Source organism: Acinetobacter sp. YH12218 (genome assembly GCF_013417925.1).
Classification (GTDB): domain Bacteria; phylum Pseudomonadota; class Gammaproteobacteria; order Pseudomonadales; family Moraxellaceae; genus Acinetobacter; species Acinetobacter amyesii.
On the sequence record NZ_VPDB01000049.1, the window covers coordinates 1 to 25,054 of the forward strand.

The 25,054-nt window shown below is 40.1% G+C and carries 22 protein-coding genes; 12 read left to right on the forward strand and 10 right to left on the reverse strand.

The window, feature by feature from the left end:
- Positions 1–475 precede the first annotated feature (475 nt).
- From FTV03_RS12820 to FTV03_RS12840, 5 genes are all read left to right on the forward strand, one after another.
- Positions 476–1,042: a hypothetical protein gene (locus FTV03_RS12820; RefSeq protein ID WP_180041607.1), complete on the forward strand. Its 567-nt coding sequence runs from the start codon at positions 476–478 to the stop codon at positions 1,040–1,042.
- Positions 1,043–1,138: 96 nt separating this feature from the next.
- Positions 1,139–2,101, forward strand: coding sequence for an allantoinase PuuE (puuE, locus tag FTV03_RS12825; protein WP_180041608.1), 963 nt, complete (start codon positions 1,139–1,141; stop codon positions 2,099–2,101).
- A gap of 143 nt (positions 2,102–2,244) precedes the next feature.
- Positions 2,245–2,748 (forward strand): 2-oxo-4-hydroxy-4-carboxy-5-ureidoimidazoline decarboxylase, encoded by a 504-nt coding sequence (gene uraD / locus FTV03_RS12830; protein ID WP_180041609.1) that lies wholly within the window; start codon positions 2,245–2,247, stop codon positions 2,746–2,748.
- Positions 2,745–3,065 carry a hydroxyisourate hydrolase gene (gene uraH, locus FTV03_RS12835; RefSeq protein WP_111886083.1) on the forward strand — a complete coding sequence of 107 codons (321 nt, stop codon included), beginning with the start codon at positions 2,745–2,747 and terminating at the stop codon, positions 3,063–3,065. Before uraD ends, uraH begins: the two co-directional genes overlap by 4 nt.
- Before the next feature lie 30 nt (positions 3,066–3,095).
- A complete protein-coding gene (locus tag FTV03_RS12840) occupies positions 3,096–4,475 on the forward strand; it encodes a nucleobase:cation symporter-2 family protein (RefSeq protein WP_180041610.1) in 1,380 nt (459 codons plus the stop codon).
- A 202-nt stretch (positions 4,476–4,677) separates the two neighbouring features.
- Here the strand turns inward: FTV03_RS12840 and FTV03_RS12845 are convergent, their stop codons facing one another.
- Both FTV03_RS12845 and alc read right to left on the reverse strand, forming a co-directional pair.
- Positions 4,678–5,178 (reverse strand): ureidoglycolate lyase, encoded by a 501-nt coding sequence (locus FTV03_RS12845; protein ID WP_180041611.1) that lies wholly within the window; start codon positions 5,176–5,178, stop codon positions 4,678–4,680.
- Between the two features lie 90 nt (positions 5,179–5,268).
- On the reverse strand, positions 5,269–6,276 hold the full coding sequence (gene alc, locus FTV03_RS12850) for an allantoicase (protein ID WP_180041612.1): 1,008 nt from the start codon (positions 6,274–6,276) through the stop codon (positions 5,269–5,271).
- A gap of 208 nt (positions 6,277–6,484) precedes the next feature.
- Here alc and hpxO point away from each other — a divergent pair, with 208 nt between their 5' ends.
- On the forward strand, positions 6,485–7,642 hold the full coding sequence (hpxO, locus tag FTV03_RS12855; RefSeq protein ID WP_180041613.1) for an FAD-dependent urate hydroxylase HpxO: 1,158 nt from the start codon (positions 6,485–6,487) through the stop codon (positions 7,640–7,642).
- Positions 7,643–7,746: 104 nt separating this feature from the next.
- Here hpxO and FTV03_RS12860 read toward each other — a convergent pair whose 3' ends face one another.
- On the reverse strand, positions 7,747–8,676 hold the full coding sequence (locus FTV03_RS12860) for a LysR family transcriptional regulator (RefSeq protein ID WP_180008135.1): 930 nt from the start codon (positions 8,674–8,676) through the stop codon (positions 7,747–7,749).
- Positions 8,677–8,924: 248 nt separating this feature from the next.
- On the opposite strand from FTV03_RS12860, the gene FTV03_RS12865 reads away from it, so the two are divergent.
- A complete protein-coding gene (locus tag FTV03_RS12865) occupies positions 8,925–9,980 on the forward strand; it encodes an aromatic ring-hydroxylating dioxygenase subunit alpha (RefSeq protein ID WP_078190744.1) in 1,056 nt (351 codons plus the stop codon).
- A gap of 85 nt (positions 9,981–10,065) precedes the next feature.
- Here FTV03_RS12865 and FTV03_RS12870 read toward each other — a convergent pair whose 3' ends face one another.
- Positions 10,066–10,506, reverse strand: a complete 441-nt coding sequence (locus FTV03_RS12870) for a DUF2147 domain-containing protein (protein ID WP_180041614.1) — start codon at positions 10,504–10,506, stop codon at positions 10,066–10,068.
- Between the two features lie 524 nt (positions 10,507–11,030).
- Here FTV03_RS12870 and FTV03_RS12875 point away from each other — a divergent pair.
- Positions 11,031–11,867, forward strand: coding sequence for an SDR family oxidoreductase (locus tag FTV03_RS12875; protein ID WP_180035226.1), 837 nt, complete (start codon positions 11,031–11,033; stop codon positions 11,865–11,867).
- Positions 11,868–12,046: 179 nt separating this feature from the next.
- Here FTV03_RS12875 and benE read toward each other — a convergent pair whose 3' ends face one another.
- The 6 genes from benE to catA form a co-directional block, all read right to left on the reverse strand.
- A complete protein-coding gene (benE, locus tag FTV03_RS12880; protein ID WP_180041615.1) occupies positions 12,047–13,270 on the reverse strand; it encodes a benzoate/H(+) symporter BenE in 1,224 nt (407 codons plus the stop codon).
- 64 nt (positions 13,271–13,334) lie between these two features.
- Entirely contained in the window at positions 13,335–14,120 is a 786-nt protein-coding gene (gene benD / locus FTV03_RS12885; RefSeq protein ID WP_180041616.1) for a benzoate diol dehydrogenase BenD, read from the reverse strand.
- Positions 14,121–14,134: 14 nt separating this feature from the next.
- Positions 14,135–15,151 carry a benzoate 1,2-dioxygenase electron transfer component BenC gene (gene benC, locus FTV03_RS12890; protein WP_078190731.1) on the reverse strand — a complete coding sequence of 339 codons (1,017 nt, stop codon included), beginning with the start codon at positions 15,149–15,151 and terminating at the stop codon, positions 14,135–14,137.
- Between the two features lie 94 nt (positions 15,152–15,245).
- Positions 15,246–15,755 (reverse strand): benzoate 1,2-dioxygenase small subunit, encoded by a 510-nt coding sequence (benB, locus tag FTV03_RS12895; RefSeq protein ID WP_180041617.1) that lies wholly within the window; start codon positions 15,753–15,755, stop codon positions 15,246–15,248.
- Positions 15,752–17,149, reverse strand: a complete 1,398-nt coding sequence (benA, locus tag FTV03_RS12900; protein ID WP_180041618.1) for a benzoate 1,2-dioxygenase large subunit — start codon at positions 17,147–17,149, stop codon at positions 15,752–15,754. The genes benB and benA overlap by 4 nt, the downstream gene beginning before the upstream one ends.
- 85 nt (positions 17,150–17,234) lie before the next feature.
- Positions 17,235–18,155, reverse strand: coding sequence for a catechol 1,2-dioxygenase (catA, locus tag FTV03_RS12905; protein WP_180041619.1), 921 nt, complete (start codon positions 18,153–18,155; stop codon positions 17,235–17,237).
- A gap of 281 nt (positions 18,156–18,436) precedes the next feature.
- Here catA and FTV03_RS12910 point away from each other — a divergent pair, with 281 nt between their 5' ends.
- The 4 genes from FTV03_RS12910 to FTV03_RS12925 all read left to right on the forward strand — a co-directional run bounded on the left by FTV03_RS12910 (position 18,437) and on the right by FTV03_RS12925 (position 24,852).
- Entirely contained in the window at positions 18,437–19,351 is a 915-nt protein-coding gene (locus FTV03_RS12910; RefSeq protein WP_180027179.1) for a LysR family transcriptional regulator, read from the forward strand.
- Positions 19,352–19,542: 191 nt separating this feature from the next.
- A complete protein-coding gene (locus tag FTV03_RS12915) occupies positions 19,543–20,916 on the forward strand; it encodes an MFS transporter (protein WP_180041620.1) in 1,374 nt (457 codons plus the stop codon).
- 125 nt (positions 20,917–21,041) lie between these two features.
- A complete protein-coding gene (locus tag FTV03_RS12920; RefSeq protein ID WP_180041621.1) occupies positions 21,042–22,355 on the forward strand; it encodes a DcaP family trimeric outer membrane transporter in 1,314 nt (437 codons plus the stop codon).
- A gap of 367 nt (positions 22,356–22,722) precedes the next feature.
- Positions 22,723–24,852 carry a TonB-dependent receptor domain-containing protein gene (locus FTV03_RS12925; protein ID WP_180041622.1) on the forward strand — a complete coding sequence of 710 codons (2,130 nt, stop codon included), beginning with the start codon at positions 22,723–22,725 and terminating at the stop codon, positions 24,850–24,852.
- The last annotated feature ends 202 nt before the right edge of the window (positions 24,853–25,054 follow it).

Sequence of the window (25,054 nt, forward strand, 5' to 3'; positions counted from 1 at the left end):
GTCATGAGAAAGCCCATATAAATGGGTAATGTACAAGTTGCTGTAGAAGCATGTTTAATTCGTCTGATCACAGATACTTTATAAAGTATTTTAATACTTTTTTGAATCAGTCAATGCGTAAGTCCTAAATCATTAAATAAAAATTAATTTTCCAGAGCATGATGAGATAGTTTTACAAAGACATTTCATCATGACGCTTTAAATTTATCAATAATTAAGTATAGTTATACCATTAAAAAATTACTAGATTAAACAAACAATGAGAATGCATATTTTTTTAAATTCCTTACTTACGATGTATTGTTCAATTTCAATATTTATGGTCATTTTTATATATTTTTTATCTAATTGGCAAATATGGGAAAAACATTTTACATTCATTGGTTTAATATCATTTTTAATACTGGCAATTTGTTTTTACTTTAAATATAACGAAAAATTGAATGATGATGATATTTTATTCAAGCATTTGCCAATGAAAGTACAGCTACCAATTAGAACTTCAACTATATTATTTTTAAACCTAAATTTGGGTTTTATCTCATTTATATTGGCAGTGCTTACAATAGTAATTACAGCTAATATTTGGTTTATTACACTTTGTATTTTCATTATTTGGAATGCAATAATTTATCATCCTCATATTTGGTTTGTCGATTCAATTGATTTAAAACAAGATATAAAAAATAAAACAAATGAATTTGAGATTATAAGACAGGATAAAGGTGATTTTGAATATTTTAATGATGGTTTCAAATACACTATAAATGGGCCTGAAACAAGCACTAAAACTATATTATGGAAAGATATTCAAAGTATAGATGTCGTACGCCATGATCTTGGTATCTTTGATGAGATTCAACTCTATATATTATGTTCAAATACAATCATTCATATTACCGAAAATACACAGGGTTATTACTTTTTCCTTGATCAACTGCATCAGAATTTTCCAGAAATAGATGAAATTTGGCAAATTTCAATCATTGCAGATGATTCAGGACAACCATTCAATATTTTAAAAAAAGGCAATGGTCATTGATATGAAAAGCTATTTAGCCGTCTACGACATTGGCGCATAATTTGCTTGTTTCTACCTAATTTTTTACTGTTTGATATAACAAATTAGGAAGTTGAAGTGACTACAGGCTACTTACGCGGACAAGATCTAATTGACCAGATCCAACAACAGGATTATTCCAGAGACTTAATTGGATATCATGGTAATGTACCTCAAGTCGTATGGCCTAATCAGGCACGGATTGCTGTGCAGTTTGTGTTGAACTATGAAGAAGGTGGGGAAAACCACATCGAACATGGGGATGCAGGATCAGAACAATTCTTATCCGATATTATTGGAGCGGCCAGTTTTCCTGCCAAACATATGTCGATGGACTCGATGTATGAATATGGCTCCAGAGCAGGTTTTTGGCGGATTCATGAAGAATTTAAAAAACGTGATTTACCCATGACGGTCTTTGGCGTTGGTATGGCTTTAGCGCGTAATCCTTATATTGTCGATGCAATCAAACAAGCCAACTATGATGTCGTTTCACATGGTCAGCGCTGGTTACATTATCAAGATATGCCGATAGAGCTGGAACGTCAGCACATGGATCAGGCAATTAGTGTGCTTGAAGCTTTATTTGGAAAGACGCCTATTGGCTGGTACACAGGGCGTGACAGTCCCAACACACGTCAGCTATTGGCTGAATTTCCGCAAATTAAATATGACTGCGATCACTATGGTGATGATTTACCTTTTTGGAGTCATTTGACGAATGAAAATGGTCAAACCCGTCCACATTTAATTATTCCTTATACACTCGAAAGCAATGATATGAAGTTTTGTTCGCCTGGTGGTTTCAACAGTGGTGAACAATTTTATCAATATCTTAAAGATGCTTTTGATGTGCTATATGCAGAAGGTGAAAGCGCGCCAAAAATGTTATCGATTGGGATGCATTGTCGTATTTTAGGGCGACCAGGCCGTTTTAAAGCACTACAACGATTCTTAGATTATGTGCAATCACATGAAAAAGTCTGGATCTGTCGTCGTGGTGATATTGCGGAACATTGGTATACACATCATGCAGTCTAATAAAAAAATATTCGGATAAAGAGGAGCTTAGCTCCTCTTTTTTTAAGCCTGTACTTAGGTAACTGACATCATAGACCTAGGTTGGCACTGATATTGCAAAACTAAATTTGAACAATCATTCAATAATTTTAGGCGATTTTATAGTGCAACTTGTTGAATTTAATAAAGCATCCGAAGCAGATGTAAAAACTTTTTTAAAGCACTGTGTGCAAATTGAAGGCTGGGCGGAACACATTGTGGCGCAGCGCCCTTATACCTGTGTCACGCAAATCATAGAGCAAGCAGTAAAAGCTGCAAATGCTTGGACTTGGGATGAAATCAAAAATGCTCTAGATAACCATCCACGGATTGGTGAAAAAAAGGCACAGGCAGAATTAAGTAGTTTGGAGCAACAATTTTCCAATCGAGAACAGTCTGAAATTTCAGCAGATGAAGAAACTCAGTTTGCATTGCTCAAAGGCAATATCGCGTATGAGAAAAAGTACGGATATCTCTTTTTAATCAAAGCCTCTGGCCTCAGTAGTGAAGATGTACTACAGGCACTGCAATATCGATTATTGAATGATCCTGAAACCGAAAAACGAATTGTTCATCATCAACTGGCTGAAATTGCCTTATTAAGATTAAAACAGGAGCTTAGCGCATGATTAGCTCACATATTTTAGATACCAATCTAGGCAAACCCGCAGCGAATGTCAGCATTCAATTATTTAATGCGGAAGGTAAGTTACTAGGTTCAGCCCAAACCAATGCAGATGGTCGCGTCAATGATTTTGCGCTGAAGGACTTTACAGCAGGCGCTTATAGCCTTGAATTTGCGACTGCTGAATATTTTCAGACTTTAAATACCGAAACCTTTTTTCCAAAAGCTGTGATTCATTTTTATGTAAAAGATGCCTCGCAGCATTTTCATATTCCTTTACTCATCAGCCCATTTGCATATTCAACGTATCGCGGAAGCTAAGAGCAAAGTTTAAAAATAGGGGATATAAAAATGACAGAACAAGATAAAACAGTTTCACCAGAACATGAATATTTAGGCGCAGGGAAAAGCCTTGCCTATGGACTACAGCATGTATTAACCATGTATGGCGGTATTATCGCTCCGCCATTGATTATTGGTACAGCCGCGGGACTTGAACCTGCGCAAATCGGTTTATTGATTGCCGCGGCGCTTTTTGTCGGTGGCTTGGCGACCATACTACAAACCGTAGGTGTGAAATATATCGGTGCAAAATTACCCTTAGTTCAAGGGATTTCATTTGCTGGTGTGGCGACGATGATTGCCATAGTAACCGCAGGCGGTGGGCTTTCTGCTGTTTATGGCGCGGTGATTGTTGCATCCTTGATTGGCTTTTTCCTAGCACCTTATTTTTCAAAAATTATTCGTTTTTTCCCACCGATTGTGACTGGCTGTGTGATCACTGTGATTGGCCTTTCATTGCTGCCTGTAGCGGTACGCTGGATGATGGGTGGGAACAATAAAGCACCAGACTGGGGAAGTGCTGAGAACATCAGTTTGGCATTTTTAACTTTGGGTATCGTGATTGCGCTGAACTTAACCCGTAATGCAACTATCCGACGTTTATCAATTTTGTTGGCCATTGTCTTCGGTACGGTGCTGGCTTATGCCTTTGGCTTTGGCGATTTTTCTAAAGTTGCAAATGGTAACTGGATTCAATTTCCAAGCTTCTTTGCTCTCGGTATGCCAACTTTTGAGTTAAGTGCCATTATTGCCATGTTGATCGTGACTTTAGTGATTATGACTGAAACGACAGCAGATATTATTGCCGTTGGGGAGATTGTTGGTACTAAAGTGGATGCTGAGCGTATTACCAATGGCTTACGTGCAGATATGTTATCTAGTGCAGCAGCGCCAATCTTCGGCTCATTCATGCAAAGTGCTTTTGCACAAAATGTCGGTTTAGTAGCGATTACTGGCGTGAAAAGTCGCTTTGTTGTCGCAGCGGGTGGAATGATTTTAGTCGTATTAGGCGTTCTGCCAATTATGGGGCGACTGATTGCAGCGATTCCTGTCCCTGTATTAGGTGGTGCTGGTTTAGTTTTGTTTGGAACGGTTGCGGCAAGTGGTATTCGTACCTTGGCGAAAATTGACTATAACGAGCAAAAGAACCTCATCATTGTTGCGACTGCGATTGCAGCAGGGATGATTCCAATTATCGATCATTCTTTCTATGCAAACTTCCCAAAATGGGTGCAAACACTCTTTCATTCAGGCATTAGTTCAACTTGTTTGATGGCGATTATTTTAAATATTGTGTTCAATCATTTGAATTTATTTAAAAATAAAGAAGTGACTATGAGCAAAGATCAGATGAAAAAACCAAGCATGGCAATAGATGTGCAACATTAATCATTGCCAATCTTGAGTCTTGAACCATACGATGATTCATAGAATATAGTTTGTATAGAATAAATAAAGCCCTCTAAATTGAGGGCTTTTTTAATGCGTTATGTTTAAATTAAATAATATCAAGAGATGAAATAAATTATGTATTAACAGATGGTTAGATGGTTTTTAGTCTATTTAACTCTAAGTATTTAAGCTAAAAAAATTAATTTGAAATGTGAACAGGCGTAGGGAACTGGAACACATCACAATTATGTCCAGTGCCAATCCGATCGATGACGGCAAAGCTACTTGGTGCTTCGAGTGTCAGGAGAGGATGATGCCATGTTCCTGCACGATAGTTGACTCCTTGGCTACCATCAGTGATGAAAGCACATAGCTGTGTAAGATCAGGGCTGTGATCATCCAACGCAGGTGCAACTACCACTAAAAAAGCCTGCGCTTGCATTGGAATAAACGCTTGTGAGCCGTTGGGATGACGCTCCAACATCGAAATCGTAAAAGGCAATTCAGTGGTTTTGATATTTCTAAAGATGCTAATTCCAGCAACCGCATCACCTGAAATTTCTGTTTCCACGAGGGCATGATATCGCTCTGTATGTGTGTCATTGATGTGGAAAAAATCATGTCCAGTCGTGCAAATGACCTCTCCAAAAGGCGCAAAGCCTTCAATACTTAGAGCTTGTATTTTTATGCTATGTGTCATGTTTAGATATCTTAGTAAGGCATTTAATTAAAAAAATTGAAACCATACACATAGGAAGCCTGAAGGCTTCCTATTTTATCAATATTGCAATTAAGGATGCATTTTCCCCCATAACCGTATGCGACTAATCCCCCCGTCAGGAATCATATTGATGCGGATATGCGATATTTTTTCATGCTTTAAAATCTCACTGACAAAGCAATGAATATGATCCATCTGCATGTCTTGTGCATCGAGTAAAAACGGCCAGAACATACTTTGCGGAATCAGTTGAGGGTCAGTGGCATCTTCTACATAGATCGCTTGTATGGAAACCTGCGCAGGGAAGTTGCCTTTAAAATGGGCAGTATCAATATCAATTTTCTCTATTGCACCAGATTGACCCAAACCCAAAATACACCAGTCAAAACCTGGTGCACGGCGACGTTTAGTTTCCCAACCATCTCCCATATTGATGCCGCGGCCAGGGTTAATTAAGTTTCGTGGATGTCCAAAATGAGCATCACTATAAGCAATTACGCGTCCACCATTTTCCAGTGCAACAAGGTCTAATGTGCTCGTACTGTCTTGAATTTGAACCTGAACTTCACCATAGACTTTAAATCGTGCAATACCGCCGTCTGGATATATATTTAAACGCACATGGGTAAAAACCTGATCAGTTGAGACCTTCAATATATGGTGTTGGCTCGGGCCCAATACGGTATTGCCTAAGATATTGACCCATGCTGCCTGTGCTAGCTCTCCACTTGGTGCAAAACAGGCCTCAACTGATGCGGAAGCTGGGTAATTCCCAGTAAAGAATGTTGTATCAATATCTAAGGCTTGAATTCGACCAGCAACACCGAGTTGGATAATTGCCCAATCATAACCTGCATGGCGTTTACGACGCGTTTCCCAACCATCCATCCATTTGCCATGATCATCAAATTTATCTTCGACAAAGATTGGTGCATTAAATTGAAGCATGCGTTTTGCTTCTGCAAAAAAATCATCTGAACATTCAAGTATTTTTGCACCAATACGGTCATCTGCTAAATTTGTAAGTGTCTGTAATTGTGCAGGAATATCAAAACTAGGTGCAAGTAAAGTTGCCATATATAAAATCCATTCACTATTTTCATTTAAAACATATGCATTTAGTTTTCAGTGTTAAAAATTTAACATTTGATAAAAACAAGCATTTACACGTGTTTAGAAGCACAGCGTGTGCCAACTTTAGAATTTTTTATTGCTTGTTTGAAAAAATGGCATGCTTTTCGCTTTTTAGGAGAAAGATATTTAAAAAAACACAGGGGAGTTATAGATGGACATTACAATTATTGGTGCAGGTATGGCGGGCCTAACGACAGGGATCGCTTTGAAAAAATTTGGACACCAAGTAACCATCTATGAACAGGCAGAACAAATTTTACCTGTTGGAGCCGCTATTTCTTTATGGTCTAACGGTGTCAAATGTTTGAACTATTTGGGGCTAACCGAACAAGTCGAAAAGCTCGGTGGCAAGATGGATCACTTAGCCTATATCGATGGTTTAACGGGCGATGTTATGACACAGTTTAGTCTGTTTCCTTTAATCGAAGAAGTTGGTCAGCGACCTTATCCAGTTTCACGCGCAGACTTACAAAATATGCTCATGGATGAATTTGGTCGTGAGAATATTCATCTAGGCAAAAAAATGGTGAGCTTCTCAGAACAAGATGATCAAGTGATCACACGTTTTGCAGATGGAAGTGAGGTTCAGGCTGATTTATTGGTGGGCGCCGATGGAACACATTCACTGACACGTGCATATGTATTAGGAGAACAAGTTGAGCGCCGCTATGCAGGTTATGTCAATTGGAACGGTTTAGTCGATATTTCAGAAGAATTTGCTGCGGCAGATCAATGGACGACATTTGTAGGAGAAGGTAAGCGCGTTTCGCTGATGCCCGTTGCCGACAACCGATTCTATTTCTTCTTTGATGTACCTTTAGCAGCAGGCTTAGAAAATGACCGCACACAATATAAGGCCTTATTTAAAGAATACTTTAAAGGTTGGTGTGAACCGGTTCAAAAGCTAATTGATGCTGTAGATGCCAAAAAAACCAATCGGGTAGAAATTCATGATATTGAACCTTTTGCAGATTTCTACAAAGGTCGTGTGGTGATAGTGGGTGATGCAGCACACAGCACAACGCCTGATATTGGACAAGGTGGTTGCCAAGCAATGGAAGATGCAATTTATTTAGCTCGTTCTTTGCAAATCAATACTTTGGGCTTACAAGATTCATTGCGTCGTTATCAAAATAAACGTAATGAACGTGCTAATGAATTGGTTCTGCGAGCGCGTAAACGTTGTGATGTGACGCATATGAAAGATGAAAGTGTGACGCGCGAATGGTATGCAGAACTGCGTAAAGAACAAGGCAATCATATTATGAAAGGCATCATTAGTAATATTGTAGGCAATCCATTGGATTAAAAAAATAAACTAATAAAACTTTAGCTTTCAGCAGCCAGTACGGGTTATTCGCACTGGCTTTTTTTTAAATAATTATTTGCTATTACAACGCCAAAATATTGGTTTTAGGGGGTCATGGATTTTAAATTGATCTTAATTTCTTCCATTTTTTCCACCAAAAGATTAATCATGATCTGAGAAATTCGGGAGGTTTGGCGCTTCGATGCGACACATAAAGCGATGGTTAAACTGTGTAAACCTTTTTCACGGATCGGTTTAAAAATAATCTTATTATTCTCAAGCAGTGGCAAAGCATCCATATATGACATCAAACTGATACCTAATTGCTGTTGAACCAATGACAATATCATTCTAATGTCATTACATTCGATCTTTTGAATCGGACTAAACTTATGATGTTTATATAAAGTCTGTACATATTCACTAATAATGAGTGGATCACTCGGCAAAATATGCCGTTCATTTAACGTATCTGAAAGATAAATTTTATCCATCCCACCCAAGGTATGATGCGGCGACATCACAAAGCCCAACGGAATTTCTATAAAGGATAAAATCTCTAATTGGCTATGGCTTTTGGGATTTAAAATAATGCCAAAATCTAATTCTGCATCGACGATTTTTCTGGAAATATCTTCACTGCTATTCATGCTGATATTGAGGTTGATCCACGGATAAGTTTCAGCCATCTTTTGAATACAGTCGACAACAAAGCTATCATTCAAAGCCGCAATAAAGCCCATTTCAATGTTTCCACGGTTTAAGCCTTGGATTTCATCAAATCGAGTTCGTGTCAGTTGATATTCTTTTTGCCATTTTAATAAATCGGCATACAGTAATTCACCCGCAAGCGTCAGTTTTAAGCCCTGAGGGAGTCGTTCAAATAGGGCAACCCCCAGTTCTTCCTCTGCCAAAACGATTTGTCGATGTACTGCCGAGACTGAAATAAAAAGTTGTTCAGCAGCTTTGCGTAGACTTCCAGTCCGTGCAACCGCCATAAAATATTCAGAAAATCTAGAAAAAGTAATCGACATACAGGGTTCAATCTCTATCGCGTGATCAGCGAATCATAATGTTATGCATTTTAAGCGATATTCATGCCAGCTTTATCAAATCAAGCAGTAATCAACGCTTAATGTTCTAAAAAACAGAACAATCTATGCAAATCATTCTAATAGACAGAAATGTGTTTAGATTTTAATTTCAACTTAGAAAATAAGGATTTAGCAAAATTTCAATGGCGCTAAATGCTGAAGAAATATTGAAAATGTCGAGATGAACTATGAATGCCATTCCAGTACTCAATTTATTTACCCAACCTCAGTGCAGTACATTTGATGCTAACGACTGGAATATTTTGGCGCAGCATTGGTATCCCGTTGCACGTGTAGAAGATGTTTCGATTGAACCGCAACAAGTGCAATTACTCGATGTAAAAATGGCGTTGTATCAAACTGAAAGTGGAAAAATTCATTTGGTTCGTGATATTTGTCCACATCGAGGGGTGCCATTAACCAAAGGCTGGGTCAAGGGTGAAGACATTATTTGTCCATATCATGGTCTACATTATAACGGCGCAGGAAAGTGTGTAAAAATTCCTGCACAGCCTGAGCTGACACAAATTTCAGAGCGTTTTTCATTAACTAAATTTCCAGTTGTATTGAAATATGGATTAGTGTGGACCAGTTTATTTAACCGAGACGAATCTACAGCCAATTTTCCAGATTTAGACACGTGGGATACCGAGCAGCACCAATCTATATTGCCACCTTATGTAGATATTGGTGGTTCAAGTGGGCGTCAGCTCGAAGGCTTTATTGATGTTGCACATTTCGCATGGGTGCATCATGAGAGCTTTGCAGACCGTGAAAATCCTAAAGTACAAAAATATTCCACAGTACGTACGGACTATGGACTACATACAGAATATCTCAGTGATGTGAGTAATTATCCGCATGGCTTACAACATTTAGCGCCAGAAGATTTTTTATGGAAAAGAACATTTGATGTCTATCCACCATTTTCAGCAATTTTAACCATCGATTTTCCTGAAAATGGGGTGTTGAAAATATTAAATGCCTGTTGTCCTGTATCGCATAATAAAACCCGTTTATTTGTACCTTTAACTCGAAATTTTGATACCACAGGCGATTTACAAGCGGTCTATGATTTTAATGCACAAATTTTTGCTGAAGATCAGGACATGGTGGAAAGTCAAAAACCTGAGGAATTGCCACTGGATATCAGTATGGAGGCGCATTTCGAAGCAGATCGCTCATCGACAACCTATCGTCGAATATTAGCCGAATGGGGGCTAAGCAAACGTTATACCGTTTAATTTTTATTTTCGAATAATTTCATTCTTGGTTTTCATACAAAAAAAGCGACTCAATCGAGCCGCTTTTGACTTTGTACATAAAGGATTAGTTTACACGTATCCATGTTTGGCTGCGTCCAAGCGCAGATACACCAATATAGCCACGACCATTCAAGGTCTTGCCGTCATTCGACATTTTGGCATTGAAACTATAGGTTTTACCATTTTTCGGGTCAGTAATTTTACCGCCGTCATAGGTATTTTTACCGGTATTTTTCAAACCATTCACGATTTGCACACCGAGTAGTGGTTTATTGTGGAATTTACCTACACATTTTTGGCAGTTTTCTGCTTCACCCGGGGTGAGTACATCAACGATTTTTGCAGATAAAACGCCCTTTGATATTTCATTAAATTGAACTACAGATAAAGGTTTTTTGGTTTGGTCATCGATGGTTTTCCATTTAGTACCATGCAATGGATCAGCAGCCAAAGCTAAGCTAGACACCAGTGACAAACCGATTAGGCTAAGAGTTGTTTTTATCATTTTAGAACCTCTATTGAACATAGTAAGAGATGTGCATCCCTGATCTTCCAAAGGGTGGATACACAAGACTTGGAAAATTACAAAGCATCAGCCTTGTTGTCTTCAAGGGCTATATTCACAAAAAAATAAGTATATATTGTGGATTTTATATACTGATTTTGAATATGTAGAATCTGGATCGTGTAGAAAAATAGAATAAATGTTGAGCTTTGTTTATAACATTTGGGATTTGTATCACTTTTATAAATATCAAACGCTGTTTGAGCTGAAAAATTTAGAGCTACAATCCCAAAAAAAGCCGGAGCTAAAAGGCTCATTTAAGTTTTCAATTTTTGCTCTAATCATGTTGAATTACATTAATTTGATTTGAAGCAATAACGCTAAAGAGCTATGTATAGCATTCATATTTTACAATTAAATAAAATCATTTCATTCATAGATCAGTTCTCGTTAAGCTTGTGTTATGAATAATATGAAAATGCAGCTTGTTCACTGAACGAGATTAAGTGTGTATAGGAATAACGATGAAAAATTTTAACAACAAAGTCGCAGCCATTACTGGAGCAGGTTCAGGTATTGGGCAGCAGTTAGCCATTCAACTGGCTCAATCAGGTGCGCATCTAGCATTAAGTGATCGCAACCTTGACGGTCTTGCACAAACGGCTGAAATGATTAAGCACACCGGTGTGAAAATAATTCAGACCCAATTAGATGTGTCTGATCGTGCCGCTGTAGAGCAATGGGCGGCTGCAACCCAAGCTGAATTTGGCCAGGTCAATTTGATCTTTAATAATGCAGGTGTCGCGTTAGCCAGTACTGTAGAAGGTATGCATTATGATGAAATTGAGTGGATTATGAATATTAATTTCTGGGGCGTGGTATATGGGACAAAAGCATTTTTACCGTATTTAAAACAAAGTGGCGATGGACATATAGTTAATATTTCCAGCTTATTTGGTTTGACGGCTCAACCGACTCAAAGTGCCTATAATGCAACGAAGTTTGCGGTACGAGGTTTTACTGAATCTTTACGCCAAGAATTAGACTTGGAAAATGCTGGAGTCAGCGCAACTTGCGTGCATCCGGGTGGGATTCGAACCAATATTGCAAATAGCGCGCGTATGAGTGACAGTATTCGTGCGTTAGGGATGAACCCAGATAGGGCAACCAAAGCATTTAATAAAGTGCTAAAAACACCGCCTGAAGTCGCAGCAAAAGTCATTTTAGATGCGGTAAAGCAGAATAAACGTCGAGTTTTAATTGGTAATGATGCCAAAATTATTGATTTAATTCAGCGAATTGCACCTACACGTTATGCCCAAGCCATAGATCTACTTAGTGGTAAGAAAAAACGTAAATAATTCAAAGATAAGTAAAAAAGGGATGATGCAACATGATCCCTTTTTTATCCTATAGAGCTCTTAATTTCGAATATTGAATTTTTAAGTTTAAATGACAAGAAAATCAAAAAATTGAGTTTTCGATTAAACAAAGAAGATGTAGTGTTCCATCTTCTTTGTATTGGCAATGCGTTTGGACATTATGAACTTTTAGAATCTTGAGTCGTTGTCATCGGTGCTTGTGTGGCTACTCGTTTGGTCAAAATGACATGTGCAGCGACACCGATACAAATCCCCCAAAATACTGAGCTTAGCCCTAAAAAATGCATACCTGAGGCTGTCGCTAAAAAAGTGATTAGCGCCGCATCACGGTTGGCCTCATTTTTCATCGCAACGGACATGTTTGTTCCAATCGCACCTAATAACGCTAAACCTGCAAGTGCGGCGACTAACTCTTTAGGTAATAGGCTAAATAACATGACAATACTGCCTGCAAATAAGCCGCCTAAAATATAAAAAATACCATTGGCAATACCGGCTATATAACGTTTTTCTTTTAGTTCATGTGCATCTTTGCCCATACACATGGCTGCGGTAATTGACGCTAAAACAATGGTAATGCCGCCGACACATGCGACAGCGAGCGAGGCAATACTGGTCGCTGTGATAATCGGCTTGGCTGGCGTGTCATATCCACTGAGTTTCATGATCGCCATCCCCGGAAGGAATTGACCACTCAGACTGACTAAAATTAGGGGAATCGCCAAATTTAAAGTTGAGTTCCAAGTCCAAATTGGGGCAATAAACTGCGGTATAGCGAGTTGAAAATTCACATCAACAGGATTAATTTTTCCTAATGTAAAACTCAAAATGACACCAGTCATTAAGACCCAAATCATCGTGTAGCGTGGCGATAGTCTTTTAGAAATAAGAAAGACCAATAACATGCCAAAGACAATGATCGGCATACTATCTGTAGCAGTGAAAAGCCCAAGACCAAACTGAAATAAAATACCTGCCATCATCCCCGCAGCGACATCTTGAGGAATCCATTTTAAAAGTTTGTCAAAATAGCCAGTGATGCCGATCAAAAAAATAACGATAGCGGATGTGATATAAGCCGCTATGGCTTCATTCAGCGAAATATTCGGAAATAGGGTCACTAAAAGAGCCGTACCAGGCGCTGACCACGCGGTAATTACCGGGGTTTTATATTTAATTGAGAGATAAATACCCGCCAGCGCTGCACCAATAGAAATCCCCCAAATCCATGAAATCATCATGGTTGGGGAAACTTGAGCTTTTTGTGCGGCTTGGAAAAAAATAATCAGTGGGCCTGAATATGAAATCAGCACGGCTAAAAATCCTGCAACCGTCGCTGAGATCGACCAATCTTCTTTTAATGTTTTTAACAGGGGTGCCATCGCTTTTGCCTCCATGCGACTATGTCAATGAGCCTGTTGAATTAAACCAATGACGGTATAGCGTTTAACCTTGATCTCCACCACCAACAGGGACGACTGTTCCTGTCATATAAGATGAATCATCGGATGCCAAAAATAAGATGGCATTCACTTGTTCCTGAATTGTGCCATAGCGTCCTAAGAATGTACGGTCAATGGTTTGATCGACCACGTCTTGCATCCATTGTTTTTCATGATCTGACAATGGATTGGTATTTCTTGGTACTTTTCGTGGTGGGGCTTCTGTGCCACCTGTGGCTACGGCATTGACTCGAATACCATCTTTGGCATGTTCAAAAGCGAGAGCAGCGGTTAAGCCATTAACCCCACCTTTTGACGCTGAATATGGCACACGGTTAATACCACGGGTTGCAATAGAAGATACATTTACAATTGTCCCTTGCTGATTTTGAATCATTTCAGGTAACACGGCTCGGCAGCACCAGAGGGTTGGAAATAATGAACGATTAACTTCCTTAATGATTTCTTCTTCTGAAAATTCTTGGAAGGGCTTCATCCAAATCGCACCGCCAACGTTATTGATTAAAATATCAATTCGGCCATATTTTTCAATGGCTTGGGTAGCAACTGATTGAGCGCCTGCATATGTTTCAAGATTGGCTTTAACAATAATGGCATCGCCATTATGGGCTTGAATATCGTTCAGCGTATCTTCAACAAAATCTGAGAGATCTGCCAATACCACTTGAGCGCCTTCTCGAGCCACTTGTAGTGCTACTCCACGACCGATACCTTGAGCGGCACCGGTTACGATGACAACTTTATTGTTAAATCTGGCTTGTTCTGACATTAAACTATTCTCCCTTAATTCGCTGAGAATTTTTCAAACAAGAAGTTTGCAGGTTTAACGCCTTCGGTATCTAACCAGCCACGTACCGCTTCGACCATCGGCACAGGACCACAGAGGTAAATATCTACATCGCCATTGTTTAACCAATCTTTTTCAACATGACTGGTCACATAGCCTTTACGTTCATGCTGTGACTCAGGGTGAGCGACCACAGTACGGTATTCGAACCATGGGAGTTTGCTTTGTAATTCATCGAGTTTGTCTTTAGCTACGATGTCAAAGTCATTGGTTACGCCAAATACAAGACGAACAGGTTGCTCAGACCCTTTTTCTTCAAGCACTTGTAGCATGGACATAAACGGCGCAATACCTGTACCACCTGCAAGCATGACCACAGGACGGACAACATTACGTAGATAAAAACTACCAAAAGGTCCTTTGAAGGTCATTTTGTCGCCGGCTTTCGCATCGGCACTCAGGAAAGTACTCATTTTGCCTTCAGGGACATTACGAACCACGAAGCCTGTTAAACGATTGCCCGGCTTTGAACTAAACGAATACGAACGAGTTTCTTCAGTCCCCGGAATGCCGACATTGACGTATTGACCTGCCAAGAAGTTAATGTCAGGTTGACCTTCATCCAGTTGAATATCAAAGGTAATCGTAGAATCCGACATATTTTCAACACGAGACAATGTACCTTGAAACTCATGAATTTCAGTTTTACACACGTCAGATGATGCACTGATTTGGAAAACCGCATCTGAACTAGGACGACATTGGCAAGCTAAAATATAACCTTGCTCTGCTTCTTCGGGGGTTAAAGCGTCTTCGATATAAGATTCTTCAGGCATGTCGTAAGTACCCGACTCACAAAATGCACGGCATGTCCCGCATGCGCCATCACGGCAATCTAGAGGGATATTGATTTTTTGACGATAGGCTGCGTCGGATAGGGTTTCACCTTGAGCAACACTAATAAAACGAGTAACGCCATCTTCAAATTGAAGTGCAACATTATGGTTTGACATGGCTGAATATCCTTTTGAAAATCTGGTATAACGTGTCCTTTCAGCCAAATATCCTTCTGGCTGAAAGTTAAACCTTGCTTAGTGAAATAAGCTTTTATAGGTGATAAATATCAATAACTTGGTTGATATAATCGTTTTTAAGAACAACATATTTACTGAGGATTTTTGGCTGCTCGCCTGAAAAATCAATTTCATAACGTGACATGCCAAAGTAGCTATAGTTGGTTTTGTAGCGGAAACTTAAGGTGTTCCAGTTAAAACGCACCGTGACTTTGTCGCCATCACGTTCAACAATCTCTACGTTATTAATGTTGTGGCTAGTTCGTGTATCCGGCATCGTGGCAGATGAACGCTCGGTTTTAATGCGGAAGACACGGTCTTCTAAACCTTGACGGTCTGGATAATAAATCAAAGAAATCTCAGACTGTGGATCTTCCGTTAGGCGGTCGTCGTCATCCCAAGCTGGCATCCAAAATGATGCAATTGGGGCATAGCACGCTAGCCATTCATCCCACTGTTCATCATCTAAAAAACGCGCTTCACGGTAGAGGAACTGAGATACAGCTTCAATGCTTACGCTGTCTAAATGTGCAGTTGCATTCATGCGACATCTCCTTGTTCATTTGCGACTTGTTCTGCCAATTCTTTTTCTTCAGCAATGGCATGTTTCATGGTTTTTAACCAATATTGATGCTGAGCAAGGTAAAGACCTTCATCTTCGGTTTTGATGCCACTTAATAGCGGTTTTAATCCAATTTCATTGGCTGCATCATCCGGTCCATGAATCCAGTGTTTTGAACCACGGCACATGTCGTTCCATTCCAGTTCAATCCCTGCATAACCTGCTTGGCAGGCACGGAATTCTTCTAAATCATCAGGTGTTGCCATGCCTGAAGCATTAAAGAAGTCTTCATATTGACGAATACGACGTGAACGTGCTTCTGGCTCTTCACCAACAGGGGCGATACAGTAAATGGTGACTTCAGTTTTATTGACAGAAATCGGGCGTAAAACTCGAATTTGTGAACCGAATTGATCCATCAAATAAACGTTTGGATAAAGACATAGGTTACGCGAACGCTCGATCATCCATTTCGACATCGGTGCGCCGAATTTTTCGGTATATTCATCGGCTTTGCTAAAGTTTGGACGGTCTTCTGGGTTTGCCCATTGTGTCCATAACAACATGTGGCCACTGTCAAAACCATAAGAACCACCACCTTGCTTGCCCCAAGAACCCGCACTCATGGCACGAATATTATCTGCAGCTTGTGCTTCTTTACGGTGCTGTGTGGTTGCTGCATAGTTCCAATGCACGGCTGAAACGTGATAGCCATCTGCGCCATTTTCAGCTGTCAGTTTCCAGTTACCTTCATAGGTATAGGTAGATGAACCACGTAAAACTTCCAAACCGTTTTCAGATTGACCTTCGATCATGTCGATAATTTTGGTGGTTTCACCTAAGAATTCTTCTAGACTTGGCACATCAGGATTTAAGCTGCCAAATAAAAAGCCTTTATAACTTTCAAAGCGTGCGACTTTTTTCAAGTCATGTGAACCATCTTGGTTAAAGCAATCTGAATAACCGGCTTCAGCAGGGTCTTTAACTTTGAGTAATTTACCTGAGTTATTAAAGGTCCAACCATGGAATGGACAGGTATACGTCGCTTTGTTGCCTTTTTTATAACGACATAACTGTGCGCCACGATGTGAGCAGGCATTGATCATGGCATTCAGTTCACCATTACGGTTACGTGCAATGATGATCGGCTGGCGACCGATATGAGTCGTGTAATAATCATTGTTATTTGGAATTTGGCTTTCATGTGCCAAATACACCCAGTTACTTTCAAAAATGTATTTCATTTCAAGATCAAATAACGCTTGATCGGTAAATACTGAGCGGTGCAGTTTAAATTCACCAGTGTCAAAATTATCGACAAGAAGTTCATCAATACGATCTAGATGGCTGGTGTTAATTACAGGAATACGTGGCATGTCCATTCTCCGACTGTCCAATGAGGGGATAGTCGCCGAGTTGTCAAACTTGGATGAGACAGCTCGGCTTCCTTTGAGTGAGTAATTAAGCGCTAGCGCGTCGACGATCAACTTCAGTATTTGGTGCTGCAGCTTGTTCTTTGACTAACTCAACATTAAAGCTAATGTGTTTAAACGGTTGGTTTTGGCCACGACGCGCAATTTCAGCTTCGTCTGTGATATCAACGGCAGTTGCCACCAGACCATCACGAGTTGCAAAGGCAAAATCGTCCCAAAGGTATTTATCACCTTCGATGTTGAATTGAGTGGTTAGCTTGCGGTAACCCGGTGCAGAGATAAAATAATGTACATGCGATGGACGGTTACCATGACGGCCTAATTTGTCTAAAACAAATTGAGTTGTGCCTTCTGGAGGACAGCCATAACCAACTGGCATCGTGGTTTGTGCAACATATTTACCGTCTTGGTCAGAAAGAATCGTACGGCGAAGGTTGAAGTCAGATTGAGACTTATCAAAGAAAGAATAGTTACCTAGACTGTTGGCATGCCAAATTTCAACTTTAGCGCCTTCAATGATGTTGCCTTCGGTATCTGTCACTGTACCTTCAATAAACAGTGTTGGAATTTTATCGGTTTCCGTACCATCATCCATACGAGCAAAGCCCACTGATTCAGGTGCGCCAGCCACATATAAAGGGCCTTCAATGGTACGTGGTGTACCACCTGTAATACCTGCTTTCGCATCAGCTTCATCGGCACGTAAATCAAGATAGTGCTCTAAACCTAAACCTGCGGCTAAAAGACCCAATTCGTTCGCTTGACCCGCGTCTGTAAAATACTCTAGACCTTTCCATAGTTCAGTTTGAGTAATATCTAGATCTTCAATCGCTTGGAATAAATCACCCAATAAACGTACCACAACTTGCTGTACACGTTGGTCAACAGGCCCTGTCGCTGTATCTACGTTCATTTGTTTAACCAGAACATCAATCTCTTGACGGTTCATACTATATCTCCTTAAGTATGCATTTAAGTATGGGTGGCTATCACTCGATAAAAGAGGTCTTTGGCTGCCACGTTCCTTGTTTGGTTGTCTAACAATACTTTTTAAGTTGTTTCGTGTAGCGGATGAAGCTTCTTTCAGGTAATGGGCTGCACGATGTTTTTGATCTGTTGGATGGGATTAAAGTTGCTTAATCCTGTCTATGTGATATACCTTAAAGGAATAAAATCTTCACGTCGAAGATCAAATTTGCATTTTATTATACTTAATAGGTATCGATAGCCATGGAACTAAGACACTTAAGATACTTTGTCGCAGTGGTTGAAGAGCAGAGTTTTACCAAAGCGGCAGAAAAACTATATATAGCTCAACCACCTTTGAGTCGGCAGATTCAAAATTTGGAACATGAGCTTGGAATTCAGTTATTTGAACGCGGTAGCCGTCCGCTTAAGACTACGGAAGCAGGCCAATTTTTTTATCATCATGCTTTAAAACTTTTGTCTAATGCAGAAGAAATAAAATCGATGACGAAACGAATCGGTTTGACAGAAAGAACTGTGACAATCGGTTTTGTGAGCTCTTTATTGTTTGGTTTACTCTCGAATATTTTGTACTTATTTAAACAACAACATCCACATTTAAAAATAGAAATGGAGGAAATGGCCACCACAGAACAAATCAAAGCATTAAAGGAAGGTCGTATAGATGTCGGCTTTGGGCGTTTGCGTATTTCAGACCCTGCAATTAAACGGGTTTTACTGCGTGAAGAACGCTTAGTAGTTGCCTTACACGCTAGTCATCCTTTGGCACAAAAAAAGGAAGGAGTCTATCTTGCAGATCTGATCGATCAACAATTGATTTTTTACCCAAATCACAATAAACCGAATTTTTCGACCCAAGTGCGTGGCATATTTTCAGAGTATGGTTTGGAACCTAAAAAAGTACGTGAAGTACGTGAATTACAACTGGCACTGGGCTTTGTTGCAGCCAATGAAGGGGTTTGTATCACCCCAATGAGTGCCCAAAGTGTGCAATTAACACATTTAACCTTTGTTCCGATCTTAGACGAAGCCGCGATCAGCCCTGTATTTATGGCTGTGCGTCATATGGATGAAAGCGAAGATATTCGTGGTTTATTTGATAGTGTTTATCAAGTTTATGATTTAGAAGCGATTCCATATGATCGTGCTGTGTTTTAAGTAATGTGTTGATAGACGTTCAGATGAACTGCACATATGAAATGATATATTTAAATAAAGCGGAATCAAGGGATTAATTTGTATTCAACTTTTTAGGTATACAAACATGCCTAATCGGTTTTGGACATTAAGCACCGACTTATTCATTGTGAAAAGCGAATTTTACAAGCTTCACAATTAGGAGGTGGGCTATGCAAAACCAGAAAATTAATATTAATACCTTGGTTGATGAAGCCAAATTTACGCCATTTCATTGGGGTGTTTTGATTTGGTGTCTTTTGATTATTATTTTTGACGGTTATGACTTGGTGATCTATGGTGTTGCCTTACCGTTGTTGATGCAAGAATGGTCCTTATCTGCGGTACAAGCCGGTTTACTGGCAAGTACGGCTTTATTTGGCATGATGTTTGGTGCCATGTGTTTTGGCACACTGTCCGATAAAATTGGTCGTAAAAAAACCATTATGATCTGTGTCAGTATCTTTAGTGGTTTTACCTTCTGTGGCGCTTTTGCAAGTACCCCAGTCGAGTTTGGTGTTTTACGTTTTCTTGCCGGTCTAGGCATCGGTGGCGTTATGCCGAACGTTGTGGCGTTAATGACCGAATATGCGCCAAAACGGATACGTAGCACCTTGGTTGCACTAATGTTTAGTGGTTATGCCATAGGTGGTATGGCTTCAGCGTTATTGGGTGCTTGGTTAGTGCCTGTATATGGCTGGAAAATCATGTTTTATATTGCAATTATTCCATGTCTAGCATTGCCTTTAATTTGGAAATTCCTCCCTGAGTCATTGATGTATTTAACCACAAAGCATCAAACTGATACGACTCGAACGATTGTCTCTAAAATTGCCCCTGAACAAGTCCTCACAACGGATACTCAATTTGTACTCAATGAAGTTTCTGAAGAAGACAAAGCACCGTTAAAAGCATTATTTCAACAAGGCCGTAGTTTCAGTACGTTCATGTTCTGGATTGCATTTTTTATGTGCTTATTGATGGTATATGCACTTGGAAGTTGGTTACCAAAATTGATGATTCAAGCTGGCTATTCGCTTGGTGCAAGTATGATTTTCCTCTTTGCACTGAATATTGGTGGAATGGTAGGTGCTATTGGTGGTGGTGCTTTGGCAGACCGATTCCATATCAAAAAAGTACTGAGCATCATGTTCATGTGTGGCGCATTGGCTTTAATCTTACTAGGCTTTAACAGTCCGCAAATGGTTCTGTATACCTTAATTGCTGTAGCAGGTGCAGCTACCATCGGTTCGCAAATCCTACTTTATACCTTTGTCGCACAATACTACCCAACCACGGTACGTTCTACAGGTATGGGCTGGGCATCGGGTATTGGACGAATTGGTGCAATCGTTGGGCCAGTACTTACTGGTGCGCTGTTAACCATGAATTTGCCGCATCAAATGAACTTCTTGGTGATTGCCATTCCCGGTGTCATAGCTGCATTGGCGATCTTTATGGTGAATTTGCAAGCATCGGTAGAAGCGTCTACTCAAGGTCAATCGCCAAAGCTCAATACGCAAGCCATCAAAAATCAAGCGAATTAAGCCGATATTTAAAGATTTAACATTACCCAAAAGTTTAATTTTCCAGGCCCTGATGCACAGCATGAGGGCTAGTGGGAAATTGTGACAAAAAATAAGGAAAGGGCATTGCCCAAATCGAGGTCAGGATGAAAACTCAAAAGCTAAATTTAGTCAAAATAACCTTTAAAATTAAAACGATGATACTAGCTTGTGCAGCCGCGTTCCCCATGTGGACACATGCGGCAGTCAGCGAGGCTGAAGTTGAACAGTTGCGTGATGAAGTCAAAGCGTTAAAAGCCATGATGCAGCAATATATTCAACAACAAAACACCTTGTCGAGTGAAATCAAAGACGTAAAACAACGACCTGTAGTTGCTGCGCAGAATCAAAAACCGACTCAAACACCAAGCCTGAGTTTAAATACCAAATCGGGCGCAGAGTTTAGCTTGTATGGCAATGTGCATGCAGATGCATCTTATCAGGCAGAAGGCGGCAGCTTATCTCGCCTGTATAACCAAATAAATAGTGTTCCGCTAGAAGGGAATGCTGAAAGTTCAGATCGTTTAAAGGCAACACTTGCTGCCACACGTTTAGGGCTAGACTTTAAAACACCGACTCAAGTGGGCGATGTAGGCGGTAAAATTGAAGTCGACTTTTTGGGTGTAAATGATGGACTGAGGATTCGTCATGCCTATTTGACCTATGGTGATTGGTTGGTGGGGCAAACATGGTCTAACTTTGCTGTACCTGATTATATGCCTGAAACCATTGATGCATTGGGCTATGTCGGTGGTGCTGTTAAACGTACACCGCAAGTTCGCTATAGTCACAAATTTAGTCCTGTGACAAATCTAGTACTTGCCGCAGAAGATTCTAAGGATGACAGCTCAAATATGCGTTTGCCTGCATTAACAGCGCGTTTAAACCATAAAATGACAGATACGCTGACGTTGAGCGCACGTGCGATGGGTGCTGAAAAGAAAACGGATACGGATACAGAAACCGCATGGGGGCTTGGTCTGGGCGCAAAACTAGATTTGACGGATAAAACAGTGCTCAAAGCGGATTATTACCATGTCAAAGGCGACAGTAGTTTTGTGTCATGGACCAACCAAGGTTTTGTCACCAATGCGGATAAAGACATCATCGCCACCAATGAATTTGACTCGATTACAGTAGGTTTAACTCAACAAATTTCAGCACAATGGCGCGGAACATTGGGCTATGGTTATATGAAAGCAGATAATAATGCTGATTATGTCAACTCATTAGTCGATAAAACCAAGGCCAATAAAAACTTGTGGCAAGCATGGGCAAATGTATTTTACAGCCCTGTTAAGCCGATTAGTTTAGGTCTGGAATATGTCTATGGTGAACGTGAAGCTTTTGGTGCTGCGCCAAATGGCAGTACCAAGGGTGAAGATAACCGAATCAATGCGGTCGCGATGTACAACTTCTAATGCCGTTACAGAGAATTGTTTAATTTAAATTGCCTTAAAATTTCAATATCAATTTAACGAGAGTGTGATTGAAAGTATGTTCAGGATTTGACATCTGACTTTCCGAAAATCTTTCAATGCGTACTCTCAATCCATACACGCCCTTGATCTTTATCGATTGAGGGCTTTTATCTTATTTAGAAACTTTTATTTTTGACTAAAAAATATAATTATCTGTTTTATTTCATTTAACAAATCATTTGAATATAAAAATACGAAGAAGGATATTGATAAATATCATGAATTTTGAAATATTTTGATACATACATGATGATAAAACACACTATAATCCTTGCCGTCAATTTCGTTTCACTTAGAAGACGCAATCATGGATGTCCCTCAATTTTCCAAATATAACAACACGTCACTTAAGCTTTTAAGCCTGATGATGCTCACCGCGATGGCACCATATAGTGTTGCAGATAGCAATGTATTACCTGAAATCACCATTAACGTTGAACAAAGTTCAATGGATGATCAAATAAAAAAAGCACTGACTAAAGTAAATGGTGCAACCAATGCGATCGTTGCAGCAGACATTCAAGATGTACCCAAGCGAACAAATGCTGATTTATTTAAAAATCAACCGGGGATATACGCGGCATCTTCAGGAAATGAAGGGGTGAAACTGTCGATACGTGGCTCGGGGATCAATCGTGCACCGGGGGCGCATGCTTCAGGGTTGTATGTAACCTTAGATGATTTGCCATTTACAGGGCCAGGGGGAACACCTTATGAACTGCTTGAGCCGCTGTGGGTAGACCATATAGAGGTTTTACGGGGGGCTAATGGTTTAACACGTGGCGCATTAAGCTTGGGTGGTCTAATTAACTATGCCAGCCCAACCGGAAAAAATGCAGCAAAATTATCAGTGCATCATGAAATGGGTAGCCACGGTTATCAAAAAAGTGAAATCAGCTCAGGACAACAAATCGGTGACTTAGACTATTATCTGTCCTTAACGCAAAGTGATGATGATGGTTTTCAAGATCATTCCTCAAGCCAAAGTAAAGGTTTATCGGCCAATGTGGGCTATCAAATAAATCCTAACCTAGATACACGTTTTTATTTGCGTTACCGAGAGACTGAACACCAAACACCGGGACGTCTAACCCAACAGCAGATTGAACAAGATCCCAAACAAGCAGTCCCCCTAAATATCTCACTGAATAATAATCGCCCGCAGCCGGGAAGTCTTTGGTTGGCGAATAAAACCAATATGACCTTGGAATCAGGTGATCGTTTACAGATGGGTCTGGCCTATCATCATTATCCGATGGATTTGCAAGAAGGATTGTATAGTACCGATGTTGACTATGACGATATCAGCACCTTATTCAACTATCAATTTGACCGAACGCTGAGTGGGCATGAAAGTCAAAATACTTTAGGTTTTCGTAGTACCACGCATTTACCTGATGGTCAGGTTATTGAGCGCTTGCGCGTAGCGCAAGGCGCGTATGCTGCGGGTACAGAAACGCGGCATTATACCTACCAAGGTGGTGACTATGTTTTACATTATGCCAATGCCTTGGCACTACATCCACAGTTTTGGCTCGATAGTCGTGTCGCCTTGGCGTACATCCACCGTGAAAGTGAAGTGACATGGCCTGTGCAAAGCCATAAAGAAAATATTCGTGAATGGAATGTACTGCCATCGCTAGGTTTTCGTTATCAAATTCAACCTGAAACACAGCTCTTTGCCAATGTCAGTCGAAGCTTAGAAGCACCACATCCATGGGCTTTAATTTGGGGTTCGGATCAATACTTCCCAGAAGGTAGTGGCGCAGCAACGGGACGCCAAAGTGCTCCGATTCATTTGAAAAGTCAGACAGCGAATACTCTTGAACTAGGTGGACGTGGTCAACATGCATTGGGTGAGTGGAATATTGCATATTACTATTCGCAGGTTAAAAATGAACTACTGGCCGTTGAAATCCAATCAGAGCCTAAAAAGATTATTGCTGAATCGAATGCTTCAGACACCATCCATCAGGGGCTTGAAATCGGTTTAAACAGTTCACTTTGGCAAAATGATGAATATGGACAAGTTCAACTGAAACAAGCCTATACCTTGAATGATTTTCACTATAAAAATGATGCAGTTTTTGGAAAAAATGAGCTTGCAGGGATACCAAAACACATCTATCAGGCTGAACTTAAATACGAACATCCTTTAGGCTTCTATGCCGCAGTCAATACACTTTATGCCGCAAAGGTCGCAACAGACTATGCCAATAGTTTCTACGCAAAAGATTGGCAAATTTGGGGAGCATCGTTCGGCTATATACAACCGCAAAAACAGTATATGGCGTGGTTGGATTTTAGAAATATGGGCAATAAAAAATATGCATCTACCGTTACACCGGGCTATAACGATGCCGGCAAAGATCCTGCTCGTTTAACACAGGGTGCAGGTCGGGCGGTATATGCAGGACTAACGTATCATTTTAATTAAGCATCTTGTATTCCAATACAGCGAATAATTGAAAAGCCTTATGCTGCGGATTTGAAAATAAAAAAGGGAGCCAATCAGCCACTGCTGTCCCATAGTTTGCTTTAAATAAAAAAACCTGAGTCCTAACAGTTAAAATATGAGTGCAAACAAACACTTTAACGACCAGGATTCAGGTTTTGTCACATCAGAATACCGTATTTCA

Coding starts and splice junctions, on each gene's coding strand:
- FTV03_RS12820 (WP_180041607.1), top strand. CDS start 476: ATGAAAGTACAGCTACCAATTAGAACTTCAACTATATTATTTTTAAAC.
- uraH (WP_111886083.1), top strand. CDS start 2,745: ATGATTAGCTCACATATTTTAGATACCAATCTAGGCAAACCCGCAGCG.
- FTV03_RS12840 (WP_180041610.1), top strand. CDS start 3,096: ATGACAGAACAAGATAAAACAGTTTCACCAGAACATGAATATTTAGGC.
- FTV03_RS12845 (WP_180041611.1), bottom strand. CDS start 5,178: ATGACACATAGCATAAAAATACAAGCTCTAAGTATTGAAGGCTTTGCG.
- alc (WP_180041612.1), bottom strand. CDS start 6,276: ATGGCAACTTTACTTGCACCTAGTTTTGATATTCCTGCACAATTACAG.
- hpxO (WP_180041613.1), top strand. CDS start 6,485: ATGGACATTACAATTATTGGTGCAGGTATGGCGGGCCTAACGACAGGG.
- FTV03_RS12860 (WP_180008135.1), bottom strand. CDS start 8,676: ATGTCGATTACTTTTTCTAGATTTTCTGAATATTTTATGGCGGTTGCA.
- FTV03_RS12865 (WP_078190744.1), top strand. CDS start 8,925: ATGAATGCCATTCCAGTACTCAATTTATTTACCCAACCTCAGTGCAGT.
- FTV03_RS12870 (WP_180041614.1), bottom strand. CDS start 10,506: ATGATAAAAACAACTCTTAGCCTAATCGGTTTGTCACTGGTGTCTAGC.
- FTV03_RS12875 (WP_180035226.1), top strand. CDS start 11,031: ATGAAAAATTTTAACAACAAAGTCGCAGCCATTACTGGAGCAGGTTCA.
- benE (WP_180041615.1), bottom strand. CDS start 13,270: ATGGCACCCCTGTTAAAAACATTAAAAGAAGATTGGTCGATCTCAGCG.
- benD (WP_180041616.1), bottom strand. CDS start 14,120: ATGTCAGAACAAGCCAGATTTAACAATAAAGTTGTCATCGTAACCGGT.
- benC (WP_078190731.1), bottom strand. CDS start 15,151: ATGTCAAACCATAATGTTGCACTTCAATTTGAAGATGGCGTTACTCGT.
- benB (WP_180041617.1), bottom strand. CDS start 15,755: ATGAATGCAACTGCACATTTAGACAGCGTAAGCATTGAAGCTGTATCT.
- benA (WP_180041618.1), bottom strand. CDS start 17,149: ATGCCACGTATTCCTGTAATTAACACCAGCCATCTAGATCGTATTGAT.
- catA (WP_180041619.1), bottom strand. CDS start 18,155: ATGAACCGTCAAGAGATTGATGTTCTGGTTAAACAAATGAACGTAGAT.
- FTV03_RS12910 (WP_180027179.1), top strand. CDS start 18,437: ATGGAACTAAGACACTTAAGATACTTTGTCGCAGTGGTTGAAGAGCAG.
- FTV03_RS12915 (WP_180041620.1), top strand. CDS start 19,543: ATGCAAAACCAGAAAATTAATATTAATACCTTGGTTGATGAAGCCAAA.
- FTV03_RS12920 (WP_180041621.1), top strand. CDS start 21,042: ATGAAAACTCAAAAGCTAAATTTAGTCAAAATAACCTTTAAAATTAAA.
- FTV03_RS12925 (WP_180041622.1), top strand. CDS start 22,723: ATGGATGTCCCTCAATTTTCCAAATATAACAACACGTCACTTAAGCTT.